The organism is Leucobacter sp. cx-42, from assembly GCF_014529985.1.
Classification (GTDB): Bacteria; Actinomycetota; Actinomycetes; order Actinomycetales; family Microbacteriaceae; genus Leucobacter.
The window spans coordinates 436325-453324 of the sequence record NZ_JACVMU010000001.1 but is presented as its reverse complement, the minus strand read 5'-3'; the positions used below and the strand labels follow the sequence as shown (position 1 = coordinate 453324).

At 62.6% G+C, this 17000-nt stretch carries 14 protein-coding genes; 7 read left to right on the top strand and 7 right to left on the bottom strand.

The features are described 5' to 3' along the window. The first annotated feature begins 15 nt into the window (after positions 1 to 15). The 3 genes from ICM05_RS01985 to ICM05_RS01975 all read left to right on the top strand — a co-directional run bounded on the left by ICM05_RS01985 (position 16) and on the right by ICM05_RS01975 (position 3916). Entirely contained in the window at positions 16 to 2547 is a 2532-nt protein-coding gene (locus ICM05_RS01985) for an ATP-dependent Clp protease ATP-binding subunit (RefSeq protein WP_188022864.1), read from the top strand. 154 nt (positions 2548 to 2701) lie between these two features. After that, positions 2702 to 3229, top strand: coding sequence for an amino-acid N-acetyltransferase (locus ICM05_RS01980; protein ID WP_188022863.1), 528 nt, complete (start codon positions 2702 to 2704; stop codon positions 3227 to 3229). A gap of 18 nt (positions 3230 to 3247) precedes the next feature. Next, positions 3248 to 3916: a hypothetical protein gene (locus tag ICM05_RS01975; protein ID WP_188022862.1), complete on the top strand. Its 669-nt coding sequence runs from the start codon at positions 3248 to 3250 to the stop codon at positions 3914 to 3916. A gap of 639 nt (positions 3917 to 4555) precedes the next feature. Here the strand turns inward: ICM05_RS01975 and ICM05_RS01970 are convergent. After that, a complete protein-coding gene (locus tag ICM05_RS01970; RefSeq protein WP_188022861.1) occupies positions 4556 to 6103 on the bottom strand; it encodes a PucR family transcriptional regulator in 1548 nt (515 codons plus the stop codon). 83 nt (positions 6104 to 6186) lie between these two features. Here ICM05_RS01970 and ICM05_RS01965 point away from each other — a divergent pair, with 83 nt between their 5' ends. Together ICM05_RS01965 and ICM05_RS01960 are read left to right on the top strand one after the other, a co-directional pair. After that, positions 6187 to 7380, top strand: coding sequence for a CoA transferase (locus ICM05_RS01965; protein WP_188022860.1), 1194 nt, complete (start codon positions 6187 to 6189; stop codon positions 7378 to 7380). A gap of 70 nt (positions 7381 to 7450) precedes the next feature. After that, positions 7451 to 8614: an acyl-CoA dehydrogenase family protein gene (locus ICM05_RS01960; RefSeq protein WP_188022859.1), complete on the top strand. Its 1164-nt coding sequence runs from the start codon at positions 7451 to 7453 to the stop codon at positions 8612 to 8614. A 548-nt stretch (positions 8615 to 9162) separates the two neighbouring features. On the opposite strand, the gene ICM05_RS01955 is transcribed toward ICM05_RS01960, so the two are convergent. From ICM05_RS01955 to ICM05_RS01930, 6 genes are all read right to left on the bottom strand, one after another. Then, positions 9163 to 9792, bottom strand: a complete 630-nt coding sequence (locus ICM05_RS01955) for a TetR/AcrR family transcriptional regulator (protein ID WP_188022858.1) — start codon at positions 9790 to 9792, stop codon at positions 9163 to 9165. Positions 9793 to 9963: 171 nt separating this feature from the next. Further along, positions 9964 to 11370: a class II fumarate hydratase gene (locus tag ICM05_RS01950; RefSeq protein ID WP_370566758.1), complete on the bottom strand. Its 1407-nt coding sequence runs from the start codon at positions 11368 to 11370 to the stop codon at positions 9964 to 9966. Positions 11371 to 11429: 59 nt separating this feature from the next. After that, complete coding sequence (locus ICM05_RS01945) at positions 11430 to 12107, bottom strand: carbonic anhydrase (protein ID WP_188022856.1); 678 nt, start codon at positions 12105 to 12107, stop codon at positions 11430 to 11432. Positions 12108 to 12117: 10 nt separating this feature from the next. After that, entirely contained in the window at positions 12118 to 12828 is a 711-nt protein-coding gene (locus ICM05_RS01940; protein ID WP_188022855.1) for a DUF4245 family protein, read from the bottom strand. A gap of 2 nt (positions 12829 to 12830) precedes the next feature. Continuing rightward, positions 12831 to 13073: an exodeoxyribonuclease VII small subunit gene (locus ICM05_RS01935; RefSeq protein ID WP_188022854.1), complete on the bottom strand. Its 243-nt coding sequence runs from the start codon at positions 13071 to 13073 to the stop codon at positions 12831 to 12833. A 31-nt stretch (positions 13074 to 13104) separates the two neighbouring features. Beyond that, the gene (locus tag ICM05_RS01930) at positions 13105 to 13716 is read right to left on the bottom strand and encodes a TetR/AcrR family transcriptional regulator (protein ID WP_188022853.1); all 612 of its coding nucleotides are present in this window, start codon (positions 13714 to 13716) and stop codon (positions 13105 to 13107) included. 74 nt (positions 13717 to 13790) lie between these two features. On the opposite strand from ICM05_RS01930, the gene ICM05_RS01925 reads away from it, so the two are divergent. Together ICM05_RS01925 and ICM05_RS01920 are read left to right on the top strand one after the other, a co-directional pair. Next, positions 13791 to 15182 carry an amidase gene (locus ICM05_RS01925; RefSeq protein WP_188022852.1) on the top strand — a complete coding sequence of 464 codons (1392 nt, stop codon included), beginning with the start codon at positions 13791 to 13793 and terminating at the stop codon, positions 15180 to 15182. Between the two features lie 179 nt (positions 15183 to 15361). After that, positions 15362 to 16798 (top strand): APC family permease, encoded by a 1437-nt coding sequence (locus tag ICM05_RS01920; RefSeq protein ID WP_251364430.1) that lies wholly within the window; start codon positions 15362 to 15364, stop codon positions 16796 to 16798. Positions 16799 to 17000 lie beyond the last annotated feature (202 nt).

Genomic DNA, 17000 nt, shown 5'->3' with positions numbered 1-17000 from the left:
AACAGGAGGTATTCGATGTTTGAGAGATTCACAGACCGCGCTCGCCGCGTCATCGTTCTCGCCCAAGAAGAGGCGAAGATGCTGAATCACAACTACATCGGCACAGAGCACATTCTGCTCGGCCTCATCCACGAGGGTGAAGGTGTTGCCGCGAAGGCGCTTGAACAGCTCGACATCTCGCTTGATGCCGTGCGTGAGCAGGTGACCGAAATCATCGGCACTGGCCAGCAGCCGCCCGCCGGTCACATCCCCTTCACGCCGCGTGCGAAGAAGATGCTTGAGCTGAGCCTCCGTGAGTCGCTCCAGCTCGGCCACAACTACATTGGCACCGAGCACATCCTGCTCGGCCTCATCCGTGAGGGCGAGGGTGTTGCCGCTCAGGTGCTCGTCAAGCTCGGTGCAGACCTGAACCGTGTCCGTCAGGCAGTGATTCAGCTGCTCTCGGGCTACCAGGCTGGCAAGGAGAACGCCACGGTTGGCGCTCCCGAGCAGCAGAACGACACCAAGGGTTCGCAGGTGCTCGACCAGTTCGGTCGCAACCTCACCCAGGCAGCTCGCGACGGCAAGCTTGATCCGGTCATCGGCCGTGAGAAGGAAGTTGAGCGGGTCATGCAGATCCTCTCGCGCCGCTCGAAGAACAACCCCGTCCTGATCGGTGAGCCTGGCGTGGGCAAGACCGCAGTCGTCGAGGGCCTCGCGCAGGCAATCGTCAAGGGCGAGGTTCCCGAGACGCTGAAGGACAAGCAGCTCTACGTGCTTGACCTGTCGTCGATGATCGCTGGTAGCCGTTACCGCGGTGACTTCGAGGAGCGCCTGAAGAAGGTCACCAAGGAGATTCGCAACCGCGGCGACATCATCATCTTCATCGATGAGATCCACACGCTCGTTGGCGCTGGCGCTGCCGAGGGTGCGATTGACGCAGCAAACATCCTGAAGCCGCTGCTCGCACGTGGCGAGCTGCAGACCATCGGTGCGACCACGCTCGATGAGTTCCGCAAGCACTTCGAGAAGGACGCAGCGCTTGAGCGCCGCTTCCAGTCGATCATGGTGAACGAGCCGTCGCTGCCGCACACCATCAACATCCTCAAGGGTCTGCGCGACCGCTACGAGGCGCACCACAAGGTGTCGATCACCGACGGTGCAATCGTCGCTGCCGCGAACCTTGCTGATCGCTACGTACAGGACCGCTTCCTCCCGGACAAGGCAATCGACCTCATCGATGAGGCAGGCGCACGCCTCCGCCTCTCAATCCTGTCGAGCCCGCCCGAGCTCGTCGAGTTCGACGAAAAGATCGCGGTCGTTCGTGCTGACAAGGAAAAGGCCATCGAGGAGCAGGACTTTGAGAAGGCTGCCGGCAAGCGCGACGAAGAGAAGAAGCTGATCGCTGAGCGTCTCCGCATGGAGAAGCAGTGGCGTTCGGGTGACGTCGAGTCGGCCGCTGAGGTCGATGAGGGACTCATCGCCGAGGTGCTCGCACAGGCAACCGGTATCCCCGTCTTCAAGCTCACCGAAGAAGAGACCTCGCGTCTCCGCTTTATGGAAGAGGCGCTGCACCAGCGCGTCATCGGCCAGAACGAAGCAATCTCGGCGCTCGCGAAGACGATCCGCCGCCAGCGCGCAGGCCTCAAGGACCCGAAGCGTCCCTCGGGCTCGTTCATCTTCGCCGGTCCTACCGGTGTCGGTAAGACTGAGCTCGCGAAGGCACTCGCTGAGTTCCTGTTTGACGACGAAGATGCACTCATCTCGCTCGACATGTCGGAATACGGCGAGAAGCACACCGTTTCGCGCCTGTTCGGTGCCCCTCCCGGGTTCGTCGGCTTCGAAGAGGGCGGCCAGCTCACCGAGAAGGTGCGCCGCAAGCCGTTCTCGGTCGTGCTGTTCGATGAGATCGAGAAGGCTCACCCTGACATCTTCAACTCGCTCCTGCAGATCCTCGAAGAGGGTCGCCTGACTGACGGTCAGGGCCGCATCGTTGACTTCAAGAACACCGTCATCATCATGACGACCAACCTCGGCTCGACCGCGATTGCGGGCGGCCCGGTTGGCTTCCAGATCGAGGGCGACGTTCGCCACGGCTACGAGAAGATGAAGGGCAAGGTCAACGAAGAGCTCAAGAAGCACTTCAAGCCCGAGTTCCTCAACCGTGTCGATGACACGATTGTCTTCCCGCAGCTCACCAAGCCCGAGATCCTCAAGATTGTCGATCTCTTCGTCAAGCAGCTCAAGGATCGCCTGCTCGATCGCGACATGTACATCGAGGTTTCGCAGGCCGCTCGTGAGCGCCTTGCTGACCTGGGGTACGACCCCGCGCTCGGTGCACGTCCGCTGCGCCGCGCGATCCAGCGCGAGATCGAGGATCAGCTCTCCGAGCGCATCCTTGGTGCAGAGCTCGTCGCCGGCGACACGGTCGTGGTCGACATCGAGGAGGAGAGCGGCAAGTTCACCTTCGAGACCAAGAGCGCGAACCCCAAGTCTCACGGTGAATCGTCGGCTTCCGCAGCCGCAGCCGCAGCATCGACCGCACCCACCCCGGGCGCGACCGACTAAGGCTCACCCGCTAGCCAGTTGCAAGAGGCCGGTATCCCCTCGGGGGTGCCGGCCTCTTGCGTTCCCTGCTGCGGGAGGTCTGGATCCGCCTCCCATCGCTGTCCCCTGAAGGGGGGCGGATCCGAGCAATCACACGAAAGAGTAGACTCAGCTCATGGAAATTCAGGCATCGGCAGTAACCATTCGCCAGGCGCGCACGCAGGACGTGCGCGCAATGGTGGCGCTTATGGAACCGCTGATTGCCCGACGTATTTTGCTCGGTAAAGATCTTGTTGATCTGTACGCGGCAGTTCCCGAATTTCTTGTTGCGGTCGACGGCGACGAAAACGTTGTCGGCTATGGCGCAGTGCACGTGATGTGGGAGCAGCTCGGTGAGGTACGCACGCTTGGCGTCTCTGAAGAGTGGCTTGGCAAGGGCATCGGGCACATGCTGCTCGATGCGCTCCAAGACCGCGCACGCGCGCTCGGTCTTGAGCAGCTCTTCTGCCTGACGTTTGAGACCACGTTCTTCGAGCGCCACGGCTTCTCTGCGGTCGAAGAAAACGAGTCGCTCGTTGCGGCTGACGTGTACGCCGAGCTGTTGCGCTCGACGGATGAGGGCATCGCGGAGTTCCTGGATCTCGCCCGTGTAAAGCCGAACACGCTCGGCAACACGCGAATGATCAAGCGCCTCTCTGCGTAATCGCGGTAGCCTGAATTCATGCCAGGCAATGCGCGACAGACCCCAGGACAGGCCCCGACCGGTGGCCTGGACAAGAGTGTCTATCGTCGTCGGCGGATCGTCGTGTTCGGCGGCCTGCTAATCGTCATTGCGCTCATCGTGCTGCTCATCATGTCGTTGAGTGGCGTGTTCGGCGGTTCTGATTCCAGCGGCTCCGGTTCTGGCGCGCAGAAGGTCGATGTGCCAGCCGACATCACCGCGCAGGAGAAGCAGAAGTCCGCGACGGAGAAGAAGGAAGGCGAGCCAGATGCGTGCGCTCAGGCGCGCGTCATGGTGACCGCGGTGGTCGACCACGACTCGTACGATCCTGGCGAGCTTCCGGAGCTCTCACTGACCGTTGAGAACACGAGCGAAGTTGAGTGCATCATTGACCTCGGCACCGCCGCGATGACGTTTGAAGTCTCCAGTGGTGACGATATCGTCTGGCGTTCGACCGATTGCCAGACTGATCAGACCAAGCGCCAGATCATCCTGGTGCCAGGCAAGCCGCTCGAAACCGAACCCATTGTCTGGGACCGCACCCGTTCAGATCCCGAAACGTGTGACATCACGCGCGACGACGTGATTGGCGACGGCGCGACCTACCACCTGCGCACTGCGGTCGTTGGGACCACGAGCAAGGCTTCCGCGCAGTTCTTGTTGTACTAGACGGCACACTTTTGAGTTCACCTCCGCCTGCTGACTCAACCCCGTCAAGAAGGGGCGCGTCACACAAAACGGGGTGTTTGAACGGGTTTGGCCGGTGGCAGACTTGAAGGAAACTCTGAACAGCGCGTTCTGAGTGGCTTCTCGGACATCCTGTCCGGTTTCTTGCATCGAACAGCGTTCGGCCGCTGTTGAAGGGTGCTGACGGCCATCACCTGTCAACGCTTGCGATACAACATCATGTCGTGCAAACTCACGTGATGGAGACCGTAGCTAGTCGTACCGTTGATACTCCTGACGGGCCAGTGCAGATAGTGATCTTGTGCGTGAACGGATCGCACCATGCGCCGGATGAGGACTCCGAGTACGCGGAATTTGTCTACGAGGTATGGGCCCCCGACGAGAAACTCTTTGTACGTCAAAGAATCTTTGGAGCCGATTCAATGCAAGCCCTGCTTCTCTGCATTGCTGCGTGTGGTGATCTATTAAGCAGGTACTACCCAGCGGCCTCCTGCCTCGGCTCAGACGGGCATGGGTTGTTGCAGACCGACCTTTCGAGCGGCCTCGAATGGCGAGCCACGGTGCGAATGACGCTTGAGTAAAATCCTCGGGACGGGCCACGCAATTGCCCGGCACATCACCTCACTGCGCAAAGGTCTGCTCCTCGAGGCGCAGCGCGATCCAGATCTCGGCTCGGTCGTCGGGTTCCGAGAGTGAGCGCCCGATGAGTCGCTCGATCCGCTGCATGCGGTCACGCAGCGTGTTTCGGTGAATGCCGAGAGCTGTGGCAGCCGGGCCGCGCTGACCGTCGGCCTCGAACACGGCGCGGAGGGTGACTCGCAGCGTCTCGCGATCCGCCACCGTGAGCTCCGTTGATTCACGCGCGAGTGGACCAAGCACGCGCGCGGCAAGTTCGGCGCTTGGCGCGGGGTAGCCGCCAGCGACCCCGCCGTCCGCGGCGCTACCCGGCAGCGTCATGAGGGTTTCGAGGACGGGGGAGGTGCGATCCGCCCAGATGGTCTCTGGCACGCGCGGGGCGATGTAGAGGGGCGCGGTGGTCGACAGCGTCGGGAGCTTGGCGAGCGCGGATCGCCGACTCAGCGGCGCATCCTCAGCGGCAACGGGCCGCCCGAGTACGACGTCGAGGCCATGCGCGTGCGCGGCAGAGACCGCGGCATCGATGGCAGCTGGCGTGTCAGACACGAGCTGCCAGGCCTGTGCGATACCGGGCGCGGAAATATGTGGCAACGCGGAAGTGATGAGGCGCTCGAATCCCGAGCGCGACCGTGAACGCCACTCGACGAGATCTTCGGCGGATCCCTGCACGGCAACCGCGCGCACGGTCTCCGGCAGCGGGTGCGAGGGGAACAGTACTGATAGCGCGGCGGGTGCCTGGGTCCCGGTGAGGAGGCCCTCGGTGAGCCGTGCCCACTGCTGACGTTCGCGCGCCTCGGCAGCGCTGCTGCCACGGATGCCGAGCCCGAGGACGATCGCGCCCGCCGCGATGACCGAGCGGCCCTCGGGGGAGAGCGGCGTGCCGCCTGAGATGTGGAGCTGGAGCGATCCGGCGGAGTTGAGGGGCACCTGCTCCATCGCCTGCACCGAGCCTGGGGCTGCTCCGTGGGCTGCGGTTTGTGCGGCTGCGAATCCGCCGGTGGCTGCGAGCACACTGCCGTCATTGCTCACGACGCCAAGCTGGCGCCCGGTTGCCTGCGCGATACTCGCGAGCACGGCCGCCGGCTCTTGCTCACTGCGGGCACTGTCGAGGAGCCGCTCCTGGATGCGGAGCGCATTGCGCGTCTCGCGAAGCTCGTCAGTGCGCAACAGCTCGGCGATCGCCTTACTGATCGCGATGAACGGCGTCGGAAGGGCAATCTCGAAGAGGGCCACCTGGTAGGTGCTTGCTGCCTGCACGAGTTGCGCCGGTACCTGGTCGTGATTCACGCCAATGCCGAAGCCAATCGCGGCGACCTGCGCTCGGCTGAGGCTCGCAACGAAGTCACGCCAGCGCGGATCATCACCATCGAGCGCGAGGCCCGTCGTCATAATGATCTCGCCACCCTCGAGATACTCCGAGAGGTTGAGGAGCTCGGTCACGGATCCCCAGGTGAGCTCAGGATCGCGGCGGCCAGCCTGGATGAGGCGAAGCCCCAAACTGGGAATCGCGAGGAGCTGCGACAGTGTAGCCATGCTGCCATCATTGCACAGTTGATACGAAACAAGTTGTGCACTTTGTCACACAATGACGTCGAGGCCAAACGTACACTGGAGATGTGACCGACGACGTACATGCATCCCAGGGGCCGCTCAGCGGCATTCGAGTAGCCGACTTCTCGCGAGTTCTCGCGGGTCCGCACGCCACGATGATTCTTGCCGATTTCGGCGCAGACGTCATCAAGATCGAAAGTCCAGAGGGCGACGGCACTCGGCAGTGGAACCCGCCGACGAACGCAATCGGCCAGAGCACCTACTTTGCAGGCGTGAACCGCGGTAAGCGCTCGGTCGTCTGCGATCTTCGCTCGGAAGAGGGTAAGGCACGCGCTGCCGAACTCGCGCGCACCGCTGACGTGGTCATCGAGAACTTTAAGCCGGGCACGATGGCCAAGTTTGGCCTGAGCTACGACGAGGTCGCAGCCGAGAACCCCGGTGTCGTGTACTGCTCGATCTCGGGCTTCGGCGATGCTGAGGGCAAAAACCTTCCCGGTTATGACTTGCTCGTCCAGGCCGTCGGCGGACTCATGAGCATCACCGGTCGCGCCGACGCCGACGGTGGCGAGCCCACCAAGGTCGGTGTCGCTCTCGTCGACATTCTCACCGGTCTGAACTCGGTCATCGGTATCCAGGCCGCACTCCGTGCACGTGAGACCCCCGGCACCGACATGACCGGCCGCGGCCAGCACGTCAAGGTCACCCTGCTCGGATCGCTGCTTTCGGCGCTCGCGAACCAGACTTCTTCGACCCTCGAGACGGGCGTCTCGCCCGGTCGTATGGGCAACGCCCACCCGTCGATTTCGCCCTACGAGACCTTCGCAGCGGCGGATCAGGCCATCGCGCTCGCAGTGGGCACCGACGGCCAGTTTGCCCGGCTGTGTGACGTGCTCGGTATTCCTGAGCTGGCGACTGATCCGCGCTACGCAACGAACGTGGATCGCGTGGCGAACCGAGTCAGCCTCCGCGAGGCGCTCGAGGTCCGCCTGAAGACCCGTCCCGCAGCGGAGTGGATCGAAGAATTCACCGCCGCGGTTATTCCCGCAGGCCGCGTGAACACGATCGCGCAGGCGCTGGAACTCGCAGACTCGCTCGGCCTCGAACCCGTAGCCGAGACGCACGCACTGGATGACGAGGGTGTCGAACGAACCCTCCGCTCAGTTGCCACCCCAATCTCGTTCTCTGCAACGCCCCCGCGCTACGGCACCCCGCCCCCGCGCGTTGGCGAGCACCAGAACGCGGAGTGGCTGCCGCGCTAGGCACCGATCCGCGCCCCGTTCTTCCCTAACATCACCTGCATTTCACACGGTAGTGAGCCAAAGGAGCATCATGACCACCACGATTGACCAGCTGTTCAACGTTTCCGACTTCGTGACCGAAGAGGAGCGTGAGTGGCAGATGAAGGCGCGCGAATTCGCGCAGACCCGCATCAAGCCGATCATCGACCAGGCCTTTGAGGACCGCCGTCTTCCCGTCGAGCTGCTGCCCGAGGTTGGCGAATTCGGTGCCTTCGGTATGTACATGGATGGCTACGGCCTGAAGGGTGCATCGTCGGTCGCGTACGGCCTCGTAGCGATGGAGTTTGAGGCGGTTGACTCGGGCTTCCGCACGGCGCTTTCGGTGCAGGGTTCGCTCGCAATGGGCGCGATCTACAAGTTCGGTTCTGAAGAGCAGAAGCAGCAGTGGCTGCCCGCAATGGGTCGCGGCGAGGCTGTCGGCTTCTTCGGCCTCACCGAGCCGCAGGGCGGATCGGACCCCAACACTATGCTCACCACCGCACGCCGTGACGGCGACGAGTGGGTACTCAATGGCAAGAAGCGTTGGATCGGCCTCGCAACCATCGCCAAGGTCGGTGTCATTTGGGCAAAGGACGAAGAGGGCATCGTGCGCGGCTTTGTCGTGCCCACCGAGACCCCCGGCTTCAAGGCAACCGCGATTGAGAACAAGCTCTCGATGCGTGCCTCGCTGCAGACCGAGATCGAGCTCACCGACGTGCGCCTGCCGCTCGACGCGATCCTCCCCGGCTCGAAGGGTCTCTCGTCGCCGTTCAAGTGCCTGAACGAGGCACGCTACGGCATCGCTTGGGGCGTCATGGGCGCAGCACGCTCGTGCCTCGAGGTCGCTGTTGAGCGCTCGCAGACCCGCCAGGTCTTCGGAGCACCGATCGGCTCGAAGCAGATCATCCAGGCGCAGCTCGCAGACATGTTCGTTGAGTACGAAAAGGGTCTGCTGCTCGCGCTGCACCTCGGCCGCCTCAAGGACGCAGGCAACCTCTCGTACGGCCAGATCTCGGTCGGCAAGCTGAACAACGTGCGTGAAGCGATCAAGATTGCGGGCACCTGCCGTGGCATCCTCGGTGGCGACGGCATCACGAGCGACTTCCCCGTGATGCGCCACATGGCGAACCTGGAGTCGGTGCGCACCTACGAGGGCACCGACGAGGTACACCAGCTCGTCATCGGCCGCGAGCTGACCGGTATCGCAGCGTTCTAGTCTTACTTTTCGCTTGCTAGCCCCGTAAGACTCGGGGTTTCTGGCACAGAGGGCACTTTCAATTGTTTGAAAGTGCCCTCTGTGCATTTGTGGGCCTGTTTCGCGGGGTGCTCGGCGCGCTGCACGGGGCCAATGGTGAATGCACTGCTTGTGCCGACCAGTGCCTTAGTCACCAGCCCGTGCCTACACAGCTCGCTCAGCCATCCGAAAGCCCGTGGTGAGGGGAAAAGACGCCCGGCCATAGGGCCGGCCCTTTCTCTCCCATAGCAGAGCCCCAGACGCGGAAACTGAGCGCCAACGCCACGCATTGGCCTAGCGGCGGGAGCAGCGAGACGAGGGTTGCGGGGGCCAACCCAGCGAACATAGGCCTAAAACTCGCCCCAACCCCGAGCTAACCCCTCGAAACAGGGGGTTTCTGCCGAAACTGGCACTTTCATGCGCAAGAATGACCCCATCTCGACAGAATCGGTCGATCTCGCGGGGTTGAGCGCCAAAGCCTCGCGGGGGTGGCGCCAACGCAGGGTAGCACCAAGAGCTCAGAACAGTGCCTATCGCAGCGGCGGGAACAGCGCGCCGCGATCGAGCACAGTTCCATCGGGCTCGGTGCGCATCCACTCGGGGTACACGACACCGAAGTTGGCACGCAGATCTTCGCGGGTAAATGAGGCGTCGCCAAGCCAGTAGCCGATGGCAGTTGCGAGCGCGCTTGCGAGCACCCAAGCGACCATGTCGATGTCGATGTCTGCGGGGGTGGTTGCCCAGTTGCGGCGCAGCTCAAGGTGCCACAGCAGCGACTCGTAGGCGTGCTTGGTGAGTGCTTCGCGTACGGTGCCGTCGAGGGGGTCCTCGAAGCCGAGACGGTAGAGCTCGTGGTTGTCTTCAACGTGGTCGACGAGGTGGGTGAAGCCCGCCCACATCTCAAGGATGCGAGGCGTCGACTCGTCGGCGTATGCGTTGCGCGTCTCGCGACCGCTGTCAGTTTCAGCGAGCATCCCGCCAATGACATCGGCAAGAGTTTCTGAGGGGGTCGCGTAGTGCTTGTAGAACGTCACACGGTTGATGCCAGCCTCAGCGGCAAGCTCAGAAACGGTGACGGTGCTGATATGTTTTGCGCTCGCGAGGTTCAGTACGGCCCGGTGGAGGGCAGCCCGTGTTCTCACTACGCGCGCATCAGTCATGGTTTCTAGAGTAGTCCAGAACGGCAACGGAACATTGAGCATTGCGCGGTCTGCGCTCAGAGTGTGATCAGGAAAATGTGACGCTGAGTAGCCATTTATGCAAAAGGAGCCTGGTTACGCAACGGTAACCAGGCTCCTCGTGTGACGAATTACGACACAGGGAAAACGAAATTACTTCGCGACACCCGGGTGAGTCATCGAGAGCAGATCGAGTGCCTTGTCGAGGTCAGCCTCGGTGACCTCGCCACGCTCGACGTAGCCGAGGTCGATTACCGCGTCGCGCACGGTGATGCCCTTGGCAACCGAGTGCTTTGCGATCTTCGCAGCTGCTTCGTAACCGATGAGACGGTTCAGCGGGGTGACGGTCGAGGGGCTCATGCCAGCGAGTGCCGCAGCGCGCTCGAGGTTTGCCTCGAGGCCCTTGATGGTCTTGTCTGCGAGAACCACCGAAGCGTTCGAGAGCAGGCGAACCGACTCGAGGAGTGCGGTGCCCATGACGGGGATCTGCACGTTGAGCTCGAAGGTGCCCGAAGCGCCAGCGAAAGCGATTGCTGCGTCGTTACCGATAACGCGCGAGCAGACCATGAGGACTGCCTCGGGGATAACGGGGTTGACCTTGCCGGGCATGATCGACGAGCCGGGCTGGAGATCGGGGATGTGGATCTCGCCGAGGCCGGTGTTGGGGCCCGAACTCATCCAACGAAGATCGTTGTTGATCTTCACGAGCGAAACAGCGATCGTGCGCAGCGCGCCCGAAGCCTCGACGAGGCCGTCGCGGTTTGCCTGTGCCTCGAAGTGGTTGCGTGCCTCGGTGATGGGCAGGCCGCTCGAAGCTGCGATCTCAGCAATAACCTTCTCAGGGAAGCCGAGTGGGGTGTTGATGCCGGTGCCAACAGCGGTGCCGCCCTGGGGAACCTCAGCTACGCGGGGGAGAGCTGCGTCGATGCGCTCGATGCCGTAGCGAATCTGTGCAGCGTAGCCGCCGAAGACCTGGCCGAAGGTGACGGGGGTTGCATCCATGAGGTGGGTGCGGCCGGGCTTGACTGCGGTCTTCCACAGTTCAGCCTTCTCCTCGAGTGCCTCAGCGAGGTGTGCAAGCGAAGGCTTGAGCTGCTCGATGAGCGCGCCGGTCACAGCGATGTGTACCGAAGTGGGGAACACGTCGTTCGACGACTGCGAAGCATTGACGTGGTCGTTCGGGTGCACTGCATCGCCGCGGTGCTTGGTTGCGAGGTTCGCGAGAACCTCGTTCATGTTCATGTTCGACGAGGTGCCCGAGCCGGTCTGGTAGGTGTCCACCGGGAACATGTCGTGGTGTGCGCCGCCGATAACCTCGTCTGCCGCTGCAACGATCGCGTCTGCGATGTCTGCGGGGAGGATGTCGAGCTCCTTGTTGGCAATTGCGGCTGCGCGCTTGATGCGTGCGAGCGCAACGATCTGTGCAGGCTCAAGACCCGAGCCTGAGATCGGGAAGTTCTCAACTGCGCGCTGGGTCTGCGCCGAGTAGAGCGCATTCTTCGGAACGCGCACTTCACCCATGGTGTCGTGCTCGATGCGGTATTCGATCTGTTCGGTCACTGTCATCCTTTGTTTGACGAGATGAAAGAAGGGGAATTACAAAAGCGTGTGAGGCCTAATTAGCCAATCAGGTCGCTGGTCTCGATGTTGAGTCGACCAACAGCAGTGTATGGCACTGCACGGCCTTCGAGAAGGCGGTACTGGCAGCCCACAACTGCGACCTCACCGCGGTCAACCGCGGCGCTGATGGTCGGCGAGTTGCGGAGTAGCTCGTTCACGGTCGACTGCAGGTGCAGGCGGCCGACGGTGTTCGCGTCGATCTCGCCGGGAACGACGTAGGGCGACTCGTGGTGATCGCGGTGCCAGAGCGCCTGCACAGCGGGCTGGATCGGTGCGAGCGTGTTGCGCACGGCGGGGCTGACCTCGCCGGGTTCACGGGTGGTCTGGTCGATCGCAGCTGCGACCGCGCCACACGAATCGTGTGCAAGCACAACGATGAGTGCCGAGCCGAGGTGAGAGACGGCGTACTCCATCGATGCGGTGATCGACTCTGCGACGACGTGCCCCATGTTGCGGGCAATGAACATGTCGCCGAGGCCGCAATCGAAGATGATCTCTGCAGCGAGGCGGGAATCCGAGCAACCGAAGAGCGCAACGTCTGGTGACTGCTGGTTCACCAGCTCAGAGCGTCGCTCGACGTTCTGATTGGGGTGGTTCGACGTACCGCTCACGAAGCGGTCGTTCCCTGCAATGAAGGTATCCCAAGCTTCCTGCGGTGTTACGCGTGGTGCGGTCATGCGGCTTCCTTTACTGTGTTTCGGCGGATCCGCCCGTCGCCTGGTCAGTGGGCTCGGTGAGCGAGTCCATGACCTGGGTGGCGAGCACACGAATGGTGCCGGCAGTGTCAGTGCCGGAGACGATGACCGCGTCGTTGCCGACAGCGCCTGAGAGTGCAAAACGGATGTTGCTCTTGTCGATTGCCCGGTCGGGGTAGTCGTAGAGCGTCCAGTCAGTGCCCGCGAGGGTTTCCTGGCCGGTGGGGGCGAGTGCCTCAAGCACCTCGGTGTTGAGGTAGGTCTCAACACCGGGAACATCGAGTACGGGCTCGCCGGTTTCCGTGAAGATCTGGGTGACGGAGGCGTATGCCTCGTCTGCCGTGGTGTAGTGAATACGCCAGACGTAGAAGCCATCTTCGTGCTTCAGGCTGGCCGACTTTGCCTTCCAACCCGCGTCAACGGCGGGAACCGCAAGGTTGTCGTTGAGGCCTGGGCCTGACTGCTCAGCGATTGCCGCGACGTCGACCGAACGCTGATCAAAGTCGCCGGTGCTCTGCGGCATCATGAAGTAGATGACGAGCATGAGTCCGAAGCTCACGAGCAGCGAGAAGACCAGGTTGTTGACGGTCTTGCGGCTCTTGTACAGTCGGCTGTTTTCGGCTTTGCGTGCCGCCGTCTCAGAGGCGGTTTCGGGCCTGCCGAGCTCGGCAACTACTACGGGAGCCTTGGACTTCTTCGCCATTGTTAGTTGCCGGCCTCCGTCGGTGCAGCTGAGTTTCGTGCGGCCTCGAGGCGCTGGCGAGCGCCAAGGAGCCATTCTTCGCAGCGCTGCGCGAGCAGTTCGCCGCGTTCCCAGAGCTGGAGTGACTCTTCGAGCGTGATGCCGCCCTGTTCGAGTCGGCTGACGACCTGAATAAGTTCGTCACGAGCCTGTTCGTAGCTGAGCGTGCTCGTCTCGCTGGCAGCAGCGGACCCCATGTCTGACATACCCTCCAGCTTACTCGCTTCGGCTGAAGATTCACATGCGAGCGCGGATCCCCGCCAGCAGTATCTCGATCCCGGCCTCGTACGCTGGCCAGGCTGACTCCGCGAGGTCCTCCGCCGGGTTGTGTGCGAGGCGCGGCAGGCTTGGCTGTGCGCGGACGATGAGGAATCCTGTCGCAAATGCGTCGGCGGTGTCGAGGATGATCCGCGCGTTTTCTTGCGAGAAGCCAAGTGTGCCGAGGTGGGTGACGATGCTGTCGAGGTGCTCGGTGACGTGCGCGGCTTCCGCAGGCGCGAGGGCGAGAAGCGCGAACGACCGCGGGAAACGCAGCGCGAGGTCGAAGTACGCGCGAAGCGTCGCCCGCATCACCGATTCCCAGTTGGGGCCGGACGCGCGTATCACTCCGGGGATATCGAGCTCAGCAATCAGGTGTGCGACGACGGCTGCTTGGAGATCATCGCGGTTCTTGACGTGCGTGTAGAGCGACATCACTGCGCAGTCGAGGTCGGCGGCGACCGCGCGCATGGTGAGTCGATCCGCACCATCGGCTTCGATCCGAGAAATTGCGGTCGCGACAATGATCTCGCGCGTGAGTGTGCCGCGCGCGGTCGACTGTCGCCGCGTTGCGTCTTGACGGGTTGCCATGTCTGTAGGTTAATAGATGCACACGTTCCGTACTAAGTACGGTTTGCAATGTCGCAACACGAATGGGAGTCACCATGGACCTGCATCACCTCACAGCATCGGAGGCGGTTCGTCGCTTCCAGAGCCGCGAACTCTCGCCCGTAGACCTGCTTGACGCAGTGGTCGCGCGCGGTGAGGCGACCGAGCCAACGGTCAACGCGATCACGGAGCAATTCCTAGACGAAGCCTATGACGCAGCCCGTGCGTCAGAAGCGCGCTATGCGGCTGGCACCGCACGCCCGCTCGAGGGCGTCCCCACGATCATCAAAGAGGAGCAGCCGATCGCCGGTCGCACGAACGAGGAAGGATCACTCCTCGAAAAGGGCGTGATCGCTGACGTGACGCACCCGATCGTCGAGCGCATCTTCGACGCTGGTGCGGTCGTGCACGGTCGCGCGACGACCCCCGAATTCTGCTGCGCGCCCGTCACGCACACGAAACTCTGGGGCGTGACACGTAACCCCTTCAACCCGGACATGACCCCTGGCGGCTCCTCCGGCGGCTCCGGCGCCGTCCTCGCGGCCGGTTCAACGACGCTCGCAACCGGTTCAGATATTGGTGGATCGATCCGCATCCCCTCGGCGTACTGTGGCGTCGTTGGTTTCAAGCCGCCGTTCGCCCGCGTGCCAGGTCTCGCGCCGTTCAACAGTGACACCTACTGTGCTGACGGACCCATGGGACGGTCGGTCGCGGATGTGGCCCTGCTGCAGAACGTGATTTCGGGGCCGTGGCGCGGCGATGCGGCCTCGCTGCCGAAGATCAACGTCTCGGCGAAGGTACAGTCGCTCGCTGGCATGAAGATTGCGCTGAGCTACACGCTCGGTGGCTACGACGTTGACCCTGACGTGATCGCGAACACCCAGCGGTTTGCCGAAGCGCTGCGCTCGGCTGGCGCGACCGTGACCGAGGTGGACCTGCCGTGGGGCCCGAAGCGTGTGAAGGACGTGTCGTGGGCACACTTCGGCGCAATCATGGGCGCGTTCATCGAGAGCATCGCGAATGATTCGCCCGAGCGCGTGGCGCAGCTGATGCCGTACACTCGGGCGTTCGCGGCGTCGGCGAAGACCGGTGGCGACTACGTCGAGGGTCTGATTGCCGAGTCCGCGTTCTATGAGCCCTTTGGCGAGCTGCTTGAGAAGTACGACGCACTCATCTGCCCGACGACGGCGAACACCGGTTTTGCGGCCGACGAGCCCTGCACCGATTCTGAGAACGTCTTTGGCCAGCTCATGACGCTGCCCTTCAATATTGTTGGCCGCGCGCCCGTGCTGGCCGTGCCGTCGGGGAAGGCGTCGAACGGCGTCCCGACCGGTGTGCAGATTGTCGGTCGCACCTTCGACGACCAGACGGTCTTCACAATCGGCGCGGCCGTCGAGCAGGAGCTCGCGCTCTGGACCGCTGCTGACTGGTGGCCTTCCGTCGCGTAACGAAGTGAGTGGGTGCTGGGCACTGTTTCGCTGCGTTGCGTCTCGTTTCGTTCGAATGAATTGGCAAAGGATATGCTTACCCCTGGCATAGCGAGCCGTTTGTTCGCTGTGAAAACGCGCACAGAAGGTCCACGGAGACTCCGATGGGGCGGCGCACCTGGACTCATTCAACAGGAGGAATGACGTTGGAACCCACGCTCAATCGGAGGCTCGGCGTCGCCGGGATCGTGTTTATGGTGATTGCTGCGGCAGCGCCCATCACGGTCGTTGCCGCGAACTTCCCGATCATTATTCTGAGCTCGAGTTCCATTGGCGTTCCGTCGATGGTGCTCGCGGCAACGGTCATTCTGCTGCTCTTCGCTGTTGGGTACACCTGGATGACTCCGCGCGTGCCCGATGCTGGCGCGTTCTACTCGTACGTTGATCGCGGTCTCGGCCGTCGCACCGGCCTCGGCACCGCCGCGATTGCGCTCGTGTGTTACGTGCTGCTGACGGTGTCGATGACCTGCTACCTCGGTGTGCAGGCGGGTAACCTCATCAACCTCTGGTTCGGTGTGACGCCGCCGTGGTGGCTCATCTCCGGCATCATGATCGCGATTGTTGCCTTCCTGGGCTACCGCGATATTGAGCTCTCGGCAAAGGTGCTCGGTGTCGTGCTCGTGCTTGAGGTCGTTGCGGTGCTCGCAATCGACCTTGGCGTGCTCTTCTCGGGTGAGGAGCTCTCGATGAAGCCGCTCTTCCCGAGCGAGGCGCTCGTCGGTGCCCCCGGCCTTGGCCTGCTCTTCGCGTTCCTCGGCTTCTTCGGCTTTGAGGCGACCGCGGTCTTCCGTAACGAAGCGAAGAACCCCGAGCGCACGGTTCCGCGCGCAACCTACATCGCAGTCATTACGATCGGTGTGCTGTACTTCATCTCGTCGTGGCTTGTGATTTCCGGCCTCGGTGTCGATACCGCAGTGGCAGATTCGAACGCTGCGCCTGACAGTATCGTGATTGCCCTCGCTGGCAATGTTGTCGCACCGATCTTCGCTGACATTGTGCAGGTGCTCGTCGTGACGAGCATGTTTGCGTGCATGCTGTCGTTCCACAACATTGTCACGCGCTACCTCTTCACCCTCGGTCAGCGCGGCGTGCTGCCCAAGCGTCTCTCGGATGTGCACCCCAAGCACCTCGCGCCCTCGCGCGCATCGCTGTGGGTCACGATCATTACCGCGGTCGTTGTGCTCGTCTCGGCGCTCGCGCAGCTTGATCCTGTGACCCAGATTTACACCTGGTACTCGGGAGCTGGCGCGGTTGGTGTCATCTTCATGATGGCCCTCACGAGCGTTGCGGTCATTGCGTTTGGCCGATCCGCCAAGGCTGGAGGCGATACTCGACCGCCAGCAGGTGTGGTCGTGGCTGCGGTGCTCGGCGGTCTGGGGCTGCTCGGTGTGCTCGCGATCTCGGTCTCGAACCTCCCGGTACTGGTGGGTGGGGTGACTGAGTCGTTCATCTGGGGCGGCGTGCTCGTTGCGGTCTTCATTGGCGGCATGTTCTTGCCTGGTCGCACCTCGGTTGAGCAGGCTGCGCTCGTGGAAGAGCGTGCAGCGCACGCGGCACCGGTTGGGCGTGATGACTAGTCACTAGCGAGCGGCATTACTCGCGCGAAAGCGCCGAACGTCATCTGATGTTCGGCGCTTTTCTGCACTCTGACGAGTGTTTCTTATTCGTTACCAAAATCGGAGTTGTGCTTATTGTCAACATGCGTAGAATGAAAATTGACGACCCATAGAAGTGCCGTCCATCTCGTGCCCCGACAACGATAGTCAGGTGCTTGGTGGC